The sequence below is a fragment of the Providencia sp. wls1922 genome, from assembly GCF_009706505.1.
Classification (GTDB): Bacteria; Pseudomonadota; Gammaproteobacteria; order Enterobacterales; family Enterobacteriaceae; genus Providencia; species Providencia lanzhouensis.
The window spans coordinates 1-12,039 of the sequence record NZ_WLUG01000060.1; the positions used below are offsets into that span (position 1 = coordinate 1).

A 12,039-nucleotide genomic window follows, 5' to 3' on the forward strand; every position below is an offset into this window, starting at 1 on the left:
AATTATTTATTACAAACTCATAAGTAACGCATTAAATGCGTTAAAAGCAAAATCATCAGAAGCTATTTCGTATTATTCCGAATGGCTCATTTAAATAACATTTTGATTTAACGCTAACAGATAAATTGCTAGCTAACTTTAGTTCGCACCGATTAAGATTACATTCACCCAGACAACCTGAGAAGCAAGATGACCACCACTTTTATTATTGTTCCCGGCTATACCAATTCCGGCTCTCAACATTGGCAATCCTATATAGAAAGAAAATACCATAATGTTGTGCGCGTCATTCAGGATGACTGGAATGCCCCTAACCATAAATGGATAGAGCGCCTAAACGACATGGTTCAAAATACAGAGGGTGAATTGGTACTGATTGGACACAGTTGCGGAGCCGTTTGTGTGGCGCAATGGGCAAGCCAATTTCCCAACCATCGAGTAAAGGCAATGATCCTAGCCACCCCAGCAGATGTTGATTCCCCTTCTGCCTTACTCGATATTCAACAGCAGAGACCGCTACCCAATAAAAAGCTTCCAAGCCCTTCTTTGCTTATTTATACCGATAATGATCCGCATCTTGGCACTGAAAAAGCCCATCAGCTTGCCGAAACATGGGGCAGCCAGCTTATGTTGGTTAAAGGCGGTGAGCATTTAAATACTGATGCAGGATATGGCGAATGGCATGAAGGCGAGCGGTTGATTGAAGAGTTTACGGGGAGAGGATTTGTTCGCAGGTAGTTTATTTCCTGTGCTCCAGACACAAAAAAGCCACTTCTTTCGAAGTGGCTTTTTTCGCTGATTTAACAGCTAAAATTTGGTGGTCCCTACTGGACTTGAACCAGTGACCAAGCGATTATGAGTCGCCTGCTCTAACCAACTGAGCTAAGGGGCCAAAGTGGTGCCGATTATACGTGCTGTTTTGGTGAAGGTCTAGTATTTCAATACTGTATGGTGAATTTGTATCCAAGCCATAGCCATGCCATATAATTCAATGGCATGGCATCATCGAAAATCATCATTCCTATCTTAATTATCGAATTTTATTCTAGGATTCCATTCTTTATTAGAACGCCATTTATGAACAAACCTGCGTTAACGACTACCCTATAGTAAATAATCGGGCGTAAAGATTGAGTTTTCCTGTTCTAATTTATTAAGCATTCTTTATTCAATTGATTGATATAAAACAATAATTTTATACTTCATATAGAACATGATGATATTAGACAAACAGCTATAGGACGATAATGATGAAAAAAGTACGTGCAGTTCAATATGGTTGTGGAAAGATGGGCAAATTTCTCATCCGTTACCTACAAGAACACGGTGCTGAAGTTGTGGCGGCTTTTGATATCAACCCTGCCGTGATTGGCAAAGACATTGGTGAAATTGCAGGCACGGCGCCAACTGGCGTAAAAATCCAGCCACTGAATGAAGCGGATAAAGCCCTAGAAACCTTAAAACCTGACGTGGGAATTATTGCGACCCTCAGTACCATGACCGATTTAGAAGATGCATTCTCCCTCTTCGCTCGCCATGGCGTTAATGCAATATCAACAGGTGAAGAAGCTCTCTATCCGTGGAACTCTTCCCCTGAGATCACTGAAAAACTCGATGCTTTAGCTAAAGCGAATAACTGCACTTTAGCGGGCAGCGGCTACCCAGATATGTTCTGGGGCGTGCTTATCGATACCTTGGCGGGTTCTATGCACAAACTGGTCAAAATCAAAGGCTCTAGCTGCTATAACGTGGAAGATTACGGCATCGCGCTGGCAAAAGGTCACGGTGCAGGTTTAACTGTCGACGAATTCAATCAGCAAATTGGTAACTATAACGACCTGCCATACGCGGTTATCGCTGAGAAAATTGAGAGCGGTGAATATGCACCACCGTACATGTGGACACAAAATGGTTGGCTGTGCAGCCGTTTAGGTCTGACCATTACCAATCAAACTCAGCGCTGCGTGCCGCAAATTGCCAAAGAAGATATCTATTCAGATACTTTAAAAATGACGGTGAAAAAAGGCGATGTTTTAGGGTTGTCTGCCGTGGTGATCACTGAAACAGCAGAAGGTGTCACCTTAGAAACGGAATGTATCGGTAAAATTTTAACAGCGGATGAGTGCGACAAAAACAGTTGGCAGCTCATTGGCGAGCCAGATACGGCGATTGAAGTGAATAACCCAGCAACCGTGGAACTCACCTGCGCAAACCTGGTTAACCGTATCCCAGCGCTGATCAACAGCCCTGCGGGCTACACCACCACAGAAAAAATGCCAAATAACGTGTATATGACCAAACCGATGCACGAATATTTATAATCAACTGACTTGATTGAATATTAATCACATAGCCCACATCCCGTGGGCTATTTTTTTGACTTAGCGAGGCTTTGTCATCTGCCATTCTAAGTGGCGACGCACTGCTGGCCACTCATTACTTAAGATGCTATAAACGCAGGTATCTCGTAGCTCCCCCGTACGAGTTAGCATATGGTTACGTAAAATCCCATCGAGTTTTGCCCCTAAACGCTCAATCGCTTTACGGCTTTGATGATTTAAAAAATGTGTTCTTAGCTCCACGGCAACACACTCTAATTCTTCAAATGCATTTTTTAATAACAAGTACTTAGCTTCCGTATTGATTGGTGTGCGCTGAGCTTCGGCTCCATACCATGTTGCCCCAATTTCAACACGGCGAACCCCTTGGTCGATCCGCATATACGAGGTCATGCCAACGGCTTTGCCTGTACGTTTATCAATAATCGCGAATGGCACCATCTCTTTATGGGCAAAACGCGCAAGGCGCATATCGACATCTTTCGCGACATTTTCCGGTTCAGGTACCGAGGTATACCACAGGTGATGTAGCTTATCTCGTTCAATAATCTCAGCATAAACAGCATCATGGTGATGAGTCAGTAGCTCTAATCGAACATGGTTGCCTTCTAAGGTGACAGCTTGGCAAATCTCTTTCATCGGCGTATTTCCTGAATAACTCGGTTGTGTGAAGTGAAACCCCATCAAATTATGATGTGAATAACCATTCTTCTTTGTTGTAACCATTTTTTATGACAGAAAAATAAAACAAAAGAAATAGTCCTGTAAGTTTAATTATTCCTCGTAAAACATATGATAAAAATCACAATTTTTTAACATTATTCTTAATTCAATTGTCCATTAGGCTACAGTTAACTCATCTGACCTGTTATTAATAGTCCCAAATGGGAGCCAATATGAGCAATTTTCCACATCTTTTTACCCCACTTGATTTGGGGTATACCGTTCTTAAAAACCGTATTTTGATGGGTTCAATGCACACCGGCTTAGAAGAACATCCCCAAGGAAGCCAGCGCCTTGCCCACTTTTACCGACTTCGTGCAGAGAATGGAGTCAGTCTGATTATTACCGGGGGAATAGCCCCGAACCCCGAAGGAGCTTTAGCACCTCATGGTGCTGTATTGAATCATCAAGACCAATTGCCATTTCATCAACAAATCACCGATGCAGTGCATCAAGCGGATGGAAAAATTGCATTACAAATCTTGCATGCAGGTCGTTACGCTCTACATCCGGCGTTAGTGGCGCCTAGCCCGATTAAATCCGAGATCACCCCATTTCCCCCCCGTGAATTAACTGCCGATGAAGTTCAGAAAACCATCGATGACTTCGTAAATACCGCTAAACTTGCCCAGCAAGCAGGCTACGATGGTGTCGAAGTGATGGGATCGGAAGGTTATTTAATCAACCAATTTATTACATCGCGCACCAATCGTCGAACTGATGAATGGGGCGGCAGCTACCAAAACCGTATCCGTTTTCCGATAGAAATCATTAAACGCATTCGCCAAGCGGTTGGGAAAAATTTCATTGTTATCTATCGATTATCCATGCTTGACCTTGTTGAAGGGGGCTCAACTTGGGATGAAATTGAGCTATTGGCTAAAGAGATTGAAAGTGCGGGCGCCACCATGATCAATACAGGAATAGGCTGGCATGAAGCCCGTGTGCCGACCATTGCGACGCTGGTCCCCCGCAAAGCCTTCAGCTGGGTAACCGAAAAATTAATGGGCAAGGTGAATATTCCACTGATTACCACCAATCGCATCAATGACCCGTTTGTGGCGGAACAAATCATTGCTAGCGGTCAAGCTGATATGGTGTCCATGGCGCGCCCTTTCCTTGCTGATGAAGCGTTTGTGTCAAAAGCCCAAGACGGTCGATTTGATGAAATAAACACCTGTATTGGCTGCAATCAAGCCTGCCTTGACCAGATTTTTAATGGCAAGCTGGCTGGCTGCTTAGTGAATCCACAAGCGGTACGCGAGATGGACTATCCTAATGAATTAGCAGATAAACCCAAAAAAGTGGCAATTGTCGGGGCGGGTCCAGCGGGGCTTTCTTGTGCAATCTATTCCGCCAAACGAGGGCATCAAGTCACGCTATTTGAACGCAGCAACCAAATTGGTGGGCAATTCAATCTCGCTAAACGGATCCCCGGCAAAGAAGAGTTTTATGAAACTTTGCGTTATTTTTCCCGACAACTGCAACTACTCAATGTGGATGTTCGACTCGAGCAGATTGCACAAGCGAATGATTTAACTCAATTTGATGAGGTCATTATCGCCACAGGCGTTATCCCCCGCACTATCAACCTAGCTGGCGCCGATCATCGCAAAGTCATGTCCTATATTGAGGCTTTAAAACAGCCCGATAATGTCGGTAAAAACGTAGCTATTATTGGCGCCGGAGGGATTGGGTTCGATGTGGCGGAACTCCTTACCCAACAAGGGATCAGCAGCAGTTTAGATGATAATAAATTTAATCATGAATGGAATATTGATACCGCCATCACCACTCGCGGCGGGCTTTTCCCGATGAAAAAACAGTTAGAACCAACGCCTCGCCACCTCTATTTATTGCAGCGAAAAAACAGCAAAGTCGGCGCAGGACTTGGAAAAACCACAGGATGGGTGCACCGCCTGTCATTAATGAAACGTGGCGTTCAGATGTTTAATGGCGTGGAATATATGAATGTGGATGATGATGGGCTGCATATTCGCTATCAAGATGAATATATCTGCCTTGCCGTTGATAATGTCATCCTTTGTGCTGGGCAAGAACCTTATCGCCCATTGAAAGAGCAATTAGAAGATATTGGCATTCACCCTCATGTGATTGGAGGGGCGGATGTGGCGTCCGAGTTAGATGCCCGCCGAGCCATTGAACAAGGTATGAAAGTGGCTTATCAGTTGTAAGTTTTCTTGACCTATAAAAAAACCCGCTAACTCAGCGGGTTTTCTTTTTTGAACAACGTGAAAGCTTAGTCTTGAGTTTGAGATAACTCAGAATCCGCTTGCGCCAGTTTATCGTCTTCCGATAAACATACCGCCGCAGTGAAAAGCACGTCCGTTGAAGAGTTCAGTGCAGTTTCAGCTGAATCTTGAAGTACGCCAATCATCACGCCCACTGCAACCACTTGCATTGCCACTTCATTCGAAATACCGAACATATTACACGCCAGTGGGATCAATAATAACGAACCACCAGCAACCCCAGATGCACCACATGCACAAACCGCTGCAACCACGCTTAATAACAGCGCCGTCGGGATATCAACAGGAATACCCAGAGTATGAACCGCAGCCAATGTTAACACTGTAATGGTGACAGCCGCGCCGCCCATGTTAATGGTTGCGCCTAGCGGGATAGAAACGGAATACGTATCTTCATGCAGGTTCATACGGCGACACATCCCCATGTTCACAGGAATGTTAGCTGCGGAGCTACGGGTAAAGAAGGCGGTTACACCACTTTCACGTAAGCAAGCGAAGACTAATGGGTATGGGTTACGCTTGATTTTCCAGTAAACAATCAGCGGGTTAACGACTAGTGCCACGATAATCATACAGCCCAGCAATACCGCCAATACGTGGAAGTAACCTTTTAAGGTTTCAAAACCGGTTGTCGCAATTGTTGAAGAAACTAACCCGAAAATACCTAATGGCGCTAAGCGAATAACCACACGAACCAACTGAGTCACGCTTAAAGAGAAATCGTGGATCATCGTTTTGGTGGATTCATTGGCATGACGCAATGCAATACCTAAACCAATCGCCCATGCCAAGATACCAATATAGTTCCCTTTAATCAGAGCATCGACTGGGTTAGCGAAAATATTAATCAACAAACCTTTGAGCACTTCAGCAATGTTACCCGGAGGCGTCAGTTGAGTATCGCCTACAGCTAAGATCAAGCTTGATGGGAACATAAATGAGCCAATCACCGCCACAACAGCCGCGAAGAATGCCCCTAGAATATACAGCACTAAAATTGGACGAATGCTGGTTTTTTGCCCTTGGCGATGGTTAGCTATGGACGCCATAACCAACACCCAAACAAGAATTGGAGCAACCGCTTTTAACGCACTGACGAACAGGTCACCCAGTAAGCCAACGTTTTTTGCTGCCGATGGCCATAACCATGCCAATAAGATACCTGCAATCAAGCCTGCTAGGATTTGTTTGACCAAACTACCTTGACTAATTACTCGCCATAACCCTGCTTTATTTGTATCCATAATAGACCTTTATAATTTATCTTTTTTAGGAATTAAATGTGTTTGCCGAGCCAGTATAAGGAATATTAATCTCCTGAAAAGGCTATTATTCAAAATATACACAATGATTGATTGCAGTTAACATTAATTTTACATATCTGTGATCGCAATAGAGTTTTGTTTCTTATAGGAAACAGAGGACATAGAAAATGAGTGAGGATTTTCAGATAGTTAAAATAAAAAAACACCTCAGATGACTCCAAGGTGTTTTTTAAAATTGTATTGATTACTGCGAGTAAGATTTAACGATTGATTAAATAGTCACCAAAGTAATCTGCTATTTTTGCCTCATCTACTTTTAAATTTCCTTTCCAACCAGCCCAAGGCATTTCCATATCAGAACGCCCTTTCGTATTGTTAAGTTGGTTTTCTGCACTAGTTATATCACCAAAATCGCGCCAACTATCAAGAGACAAAGCGATAAAAGTATTCGGAATAACACCAATCAATGCGAGTGAATGCAATATTCCGCGTAATGTATATCTGTCTCCTTTAACCAATTTTGCCTGCGATAACCGCTTTTCAAACTGCCCTGGCGTCTCATTTTCAGGGGCATGACGTAATAAATCTAATAGTTGATTAAAGACTTTTTTGTCTTCATCGGTAGGTTCTACAGCAGCAACCGTCAGTAAATGTCGGAGATTCAAATAAGTGTAACTTACATTCCCAGTATAGGAATTTCCGTAATATAAGCAGTATTGGAAGTAACTATCATTAATATAAATATGCTTATTATGATCGCTACAAACCCAACAACATGCATATTGCGGTTTTTCAAGATATTGATGAGCCGGCAGAGAAAGTAGCTTGTGATAAGCTCCCAAGACTGATCGACCTCGCAAATAACTTCCTCCAACTCCCGCCACGAAAGCATCCAAACAACGCTGGCGAGTAAGCGCTGTTTCCTGTTTTAAACTGTGTAGTTTATTAATGATATCTTCATGATCAGTAAAAAATGCAATCTCATTCGGCAACCAATGAGAATCACTCAATATTTTCCGTTCTTTATCAGATAAAGAGTCCAATGGATAAGTCGATACCGCACGACCTCCATCATATTGGCTATTTTCATACTTATAGAGTTTTCGTAAGACCCGCATGACTTGTTGCACAGAACCGCCTCATCTTTACGCCTATAAATCATTAGATATAAAAAAACTCCCAAAGTCATGATGAAATTATGGGAGTTTTTCTAATTAGGAAAAAGATTATCCGTTAATCAATTTTTTCGCTTCGTTGCGCTTATTCACGATCGTGTTAACCACCAATGTCAGAACTAAGATTGCAGCCACAGTCCCTAACGAAACCGCAGTAGGAATATGGAAAATATCCATCAGCAACATCTTCACGCCGATAAAGCTTAAAATGATAGCTAAACCGTACTTAAGCATTGAGAATTTCTCAGCAACACCCGCTAATAAGAAGTACATTGCACGTAAGCCTAAAATCGCAAACAGGTTAGACGTTAATACGATAAACGGGTCGGTGGTCACAGCAAAGATAGCGGGAATACTGTCTACCGCAAAGATAACATCACTGATTTCCACTAAGATCAGAACCAAAATTAATGGGGTAGCAAACAGCAATCCATTCTTTTTAATAAAGAATTTTTCACCGTGTAACTCATCCGTCATCCGTAAGTGTGAACGAACCCATTTGACCAATGGCTTTTCATTTATCGGTGAATCGTCCTCTTTAGCGAACGCCATTTTGATCCCCGTAAACAGTAAAAACGCACCGAAAACATAGAGGATCCAGCTAAATTGTGTAACTAACCAGCTACCTGCGAAAATCATAATCGTACGCAGGACGATAGCTCCAAGCACCCCGTAAACAAGTACGCGACGCTGTAAATTTGCCGGAATAGCAAAGTAACCAAATAGCATTAACCAAACAAACACGTTATCCACAGCAAGGGCTTTTTCTAACAGATAACCGGTTAAGAACGCCATAGTTTGCGTGTTCGCAACTTCAGGTCCAACGGTATCATTGAAGTACCACCACAGGCCGCCCGCAAAAATCAGCGACAGAGTCACCCACAAGATGCTCCAACCCGCTGCTTGCTTCATCGACATCGCCTGGCCTTTATGTTTTCCTTGCCAAAACATATCGATGAGTAGCATCACAAGGATCATGACAGCAAAGCTGCCCCATAAAACAGGATTTCCAACAGAGTTCATTTTGATTCCTTAAAAAACAAAAAACGGCTGATATCCAGAAGACATCAGCCGCTTAAACTGTTTTCACCCTAAGTTATCACTATACGGTTGTAAACGATGAGCAAACCTCGCCTTCTGGCAAGGTCTCACTTACAACACAGATAACCTAAGATAAGGAAATTGTGGTGCTCGGTTACCGGGTACAATTGTGTGCACCGTAATGACGATAATCCGACAGAAGAAGTTACTCCCCTTTGCTGTGCGCACACAATAAGGTAATTAGTCTTAAAAAGCAATGATTAGCTACCAATATGTTCATGCTATTTTTCGTTATCTAAACACAAATATATTGATAAATAGTCAGATTAAATCCTCTTATTCAGCGCCATTCCCGTTTTTTGCCATTTTAGAAAGCCAGTAGTTAAGAACCTAAAATGTAAAAATCAGCCGCAATTTAAATGAATTCTCAAAATAAGCTTAAAATTTACTGTTTAGTTATTTTCTGTTTTGTTAAAGTGATCGGGTTTTACACTAACAGCCCGAAGAAACAGCTGTTTTCTTCCGGCATTTACTTAATCCATTTCTGCCCAACAACATGTTTGTTGCTGTGATTGCCGTTTAGGAAACATTAATGGAATTAGTTAGAGAACTTTTTTTCGCCCTTTGGCACCAAGATTACGAAACCTTATCTAACCCATCGCTGATATGGTCGATTTATTTCATGCTGTTTATGATCCTATTATTGGAGAACGGCGTGCTCCCAGCTGCATTCTTACCCGGTGATAGTTTACTGATCCTTGTTGGCGTACTCATCGCAAAAGGTGCTCTTAGCTACCCATTAACTTTAGTGATTTTAACTGCGGGCGCCAGTATTGGTTGCTGGGTGGGTTATATCCAAGGTCGCTGGCTAGGTAATACAAAAATTGTCAAAGGCTGGTTATCACACCTCCCCGAACACTATCATCAGCGTGCTCATGGGCTATTCCATCGTCACGGCTTAGCCGCATTACTGATTGGTCGATTCCTTGCTTTTGTCAGAACATTACTACCAACTATCGCAGGGCTTGCGGGCTTGCAAAATGGGCGTTTCCAAGTGTTTAACTGGTTAAGCGGGCTCCTTTGGGTGCTAATTTTGACCGCTATAGGCTACGGATTCGGTAAAAGCCCTATTTTCCAACAATATGAGCATCAAATTATGAATGTCTTGATGCTTATTCCAGTTGGATTATTAATTTTGGGTCTGATCGGCAGCATTGGTGTTGTCATCAAGAAAAAATTCGCCCGCAAATAAATAGCCGTCACTGAATCAAATCGAACAGCGGGAATATTTAGCGATTCCCGCTTTCCTCTATCTCAATTCGAAATCTATACCAATTAGTGATTGCACTTAAGCTAAAAAAAGCTATTGTAATGTTATTAAGGTCATACTTTATTAAGGCATTGCGTTATTTTTCTATTGATAGGAGGTTCTACTATGTCATCCAATCATTCTTCTGAAGATCTACGTGCTGAACTTAAATCACTCGCAGACTCTCTCGAATCCATTCTGAATAGTACTCAAGACAAATCAAAAGAAGAGATCGAAAACTTAAAGGCGAAAGCCCGTGAAGCCCTCTCCTCTTCAAAAGCTAAACTCGGTCAAGCCAGTGATAAAATCACCGAGCAAACTAAAGAAATTGCAGGCCAAGCAGATTGCTATGTACGTGAAAATCCATGGAAAAGTGTGGGTATCGGTGCAGCGGTCGGTGTGGTCTTAGGCATGCTGCTCACCAAGCGCTAATCACCGCTTATGGAACAGTCGCCACGTCAAGGACCCGCTAAGCGGGTTCTAGATTCTCTGCAAAGAATTGCGGGTATCGCCGTTAATATGGTTGAAACCCGCATTCAACTTATTGCAGTAGAATTAGAAGAAGAGAAACTCAACCTTGTTCAGTTATTATTACTCGCAGGGCTGACCCTTCTATTTTCTGCATTTGGTCTGATGTGCCTTATTGGACTAATTTTTTGGTCTGTGGATCCCGTCTATCGTTATCAGGCTTTCGCTATCACGACCGGAACACTGATTTTACTCGCGATTATCTTTGCTATTTGGACGTTAAAAAAAGCGAAACAGTCCACGCTGCTAAGCGCAACCCGTGAACAGCTTCGCAATGACGCTAAAGCACTGGCAGGAACCGATGATGAGCAAAAGTAAACGTCAGTTACTTGCAGAAAGAAAATCACGCTTAGTCTCTGATATTGAGCAGCAGCGCATCCAATTATCGGCCAGTAAGAAAGAGTGGCTACAAGCCACTGCCCCTTATGACAGAGCATGGCAAACCCTGATGACCTTTCGCCCAATTGTTATCGCTGCGACGGGTCTTATCTCTATTTTTACCTTAAAGCACCCCAATCGATTTATTTCACTGAGCAAGAAAGCCATTGCGACTTGGGGGCTTATTCGTACCCTAAGAAGCAGCTTAAACAGTTCAAATCAGAAATAACCCATCCCCTTAAGATAAAAATAATCATTATTTGTCAATATGATAGATAAAAGTGCCCTTTAGCACTTTTTTTCGCACTCAATTATACACATTCAATTTTTTTGTCTATCTTTGTTAATAAGCTTAGCTTTTTATTGAATGAGCTAAGTAATAAGATACGCACATCCAAGATTTCTAGCCTTTTCGTGCTGAAACTTAGCTTATAACGCGATATATATCGCACTTTATTTATATTTAATGACCGTATTATCTGGAGAGACTCAATGAAAAATTTAGAAAGTGGAGCTATTTTATTAGCACGTATTATGATGCCAGTTCTGTTCATCGTTGCAGGTTACGGCAAATTAGGCGGGGCATATGAAGGCACTCAGCAATATATGCAAGCAATGGGCGTCCCAGGCTTTTTACTGCCACTGACAATTTTACTTGAGTTAGGTGGTGGTCTGGCAGTGTTATTCGGTCTGTTAACACGTACAACCGCAATTTTCACTGCTGTGTTCACATTCTTAACTGCGATGCTGTTCCATACGAATTTCAGCGTTGAGCCAAACAGCTTGATGTTTATGAAAAATATGACTATTGCAGGCGGCTATATTCTGTTAGCAGTGACTGGCCCAGGCAAATTCAGTATCGACCATTTATTAAATAAGAAATGGTAATGAGCTCCAATCTCCTCGCCTATAGCGACCTATAGGCAGGGAGTTAACAGTACCCTCAAGTCAACATCCTTTTCCATAAGTTAAATGCCTTTGCACCTCCCATCCGAGGTGCTTTTTTTT

At 42.5% G+C, this 12,039-nt stretch carries 12 protein-coding genes and 1 tRNA gene; 8 read left to right on the top strand and 5 right to left on the bottom strand.

Annotation, left to right across the window (positions count from 1 at the left end; translation table 11 throughout):
- The first annotated feature begins 189 nt into the window (after positions 1-189).
- Positions 190-738: an RBBP9/YdeN family alpha/beta hydrolase gene (locus GKR71_RS05420; RefSeq protein WP_108478448.1), complete on the top strand. Its 549-nt coding sequence runs from the start codon at positions 190-192 to the stop codon at positions 736-738.
- A 77-nt stretch (positions 739-815) separates the two neighbouring features.
- Here the strand turns inward: GKR71_RS05420 and GKR71_RS05425 are convergent.
- Positions 816-892, bottom strand: a tRNA-Ile gene (locus tag GKR71_RS05425).
- Positions 893-1,247: 355 nt separating this feature from the next.
- Here GKR71_RS05425 and GKR71_RS05430 point away from each other — a divergent pair.
- Complete coding sequence (locus GKR71_RS05430) at positions 1,248-2,321, top strand: NAD(P)H-dependent amine dehydrogenase family protein (protein WP_108478447.1); 1,074 nt, start codon at positions 1,248-1,250, stop codon at positions 2,319-2,321.
- Between the two features lie 60 nt (positions 2,322-2,381).
- On the opposite strand, the gene GKR71_RS05435 is transcribed toward GKR71_RS05430, so the two are convergent.
- Positions 2,382-2,978: a GNAT family N-acetyltransferase gene (locus tag GKR71_RS05435; protein ID WP_154599778.1), complete on the bottom strand. Its 597-nt coding sequence runs from the start codon at positions 2,976-2,978 to the stop codon at positions 2,382-2,384.
- 257 nt (positions 2,979-3,235) lie between these two features.
- On the opposite strand from GKR71_RS05435, the gene GKR71_RS05440 reads away from it, so the two are divergent.
- The gene (locus tag GKR71_RS05440) at positions 3,236-5,257 is read left to right on the top strand and encodes an NADPH-dependent 2,4-dienoyl-CoA reductase (RefSeq protein ID WP_108478445.1); all 2,022 of its coding nucleotides are present in this window, start codon (positions 3,236-3,238) and stop codon (positions 5,255-5,257) included.
- A gap of 65 nt (positions 5,258-5,322) precedes the next feature.
- Here GKR71_RS05440 and sstT read toward each other — a convergent pair whose 3' ends face one another.
- The 3 genes from sstT to GKR71_RS05455 all read right to left on the bottom strand — a co-directional run bounded on the left by sstT (position 5,323) and on the right by GKR71_RS05455 (position 8,798).
- Positions 5,323-6,579: a serine/threonine transporter SstT gene (sstT, locus tag GKR71_RS05445; protein ID WP_154634023.1), complete on the bottom strand. Its 1,257-nt coding sequence runs from the start codon at positions 6,577-6,579 to the stop codon at positions 5,323-5,325.
- Between the two features lie 281 nt (positions 6,580-6,860).
- Positions 6,861-7,730 (bottom strand): hypothetical protein, encoded by an 870-nt coding sequence (locus GKR71_RS05450; protein ID WP_230085029.1) that lies wholly within the window; start codon positions 7,728-7,730, stop codon positions 6,861-6,863.
- A gap of 96 nt (positions 7,731-7,826) precedes the next feature.
- Positions 7,827-8,798 carry a TerC family protein gene (locus GKR71_RS05455; protein WP_036956180.1) on the bottom strand — a complete coding sequence of 324 codons (972 nt, stop codon included), beginning with the start codon at positions 8,796-8,798 and terminating at the stop codon, positions 7,827-7,829.
- Positions 8,799-9,408: 610 nt separating this feature from the next.
- Between GKR71_RS05455 and GKR71_RS05460 the strand changes: the two genes are divergently transcribed.
- The 5 genes from GKR71_RS05460 to GKR71_RS05480 all read left to right on the top strand — a co-directional run bounded on the left by GKR71_RS05460 (position 9,409) and on the right by GKR71_RS05480 (position 11,919).
- A complete protein-coding gene (locus GKR71_RS05460; RefSeq protein ID WP_108478444.1) occupies positions 9,409-10,068 on the top strand; it encodes a DedA family protein in 660 nt (219 codons plus the stop codon).
- Between the two features lie 183 nt (positions 10,069-10,251).
- A complete protein-coding gene (locus GKR71_RS05465) occupies positions 10,252-10,557 on the top strand; it encodes a DUF883 family protein (RefSeq protein WP_036956175.1) in 306 nt (101 codons plus the stop codon).
- Positions 10,558-10,566: 9 nt separating this feature from the next.
- On the top strand, positions 10,567-10,971 hold the full coding sequence (locus GKR71_RS05470) for a phage holin family protein (protein WP_036956172.1): 405 nt from the start codon (positions 10,567-10,569) through the stop codon (positions 10,969-10,971).
- Positions 10,958-11,260, top strand: coding sequence for a YqjK-like family protein (locus GKR71_RS05475; RefSeq protein ID WP_036956170.1), 303 nt, complete (start codon positions 10,958-10,960; stop codon positions 11,258-11,260). The genes GKR71_RS05470 and GKR71_RS05475 overlap by 14 nt, the downstream gene beginning before the upstream one ends.
- Positions 11,261-11,523: 263 nt before the next feature.
- Complete coding sequence (locus tag GKR71_RS05480; RefSeq protein WP_006659138.1) at positions 11,524-11,919, top strand: DoxX family protein; 396 nt, start codon at positions 11,524-11,526, stop codon at positions 11,917-11,919.
- Positions 11,920-12,039: the final 120 nt, after the last annotated feature.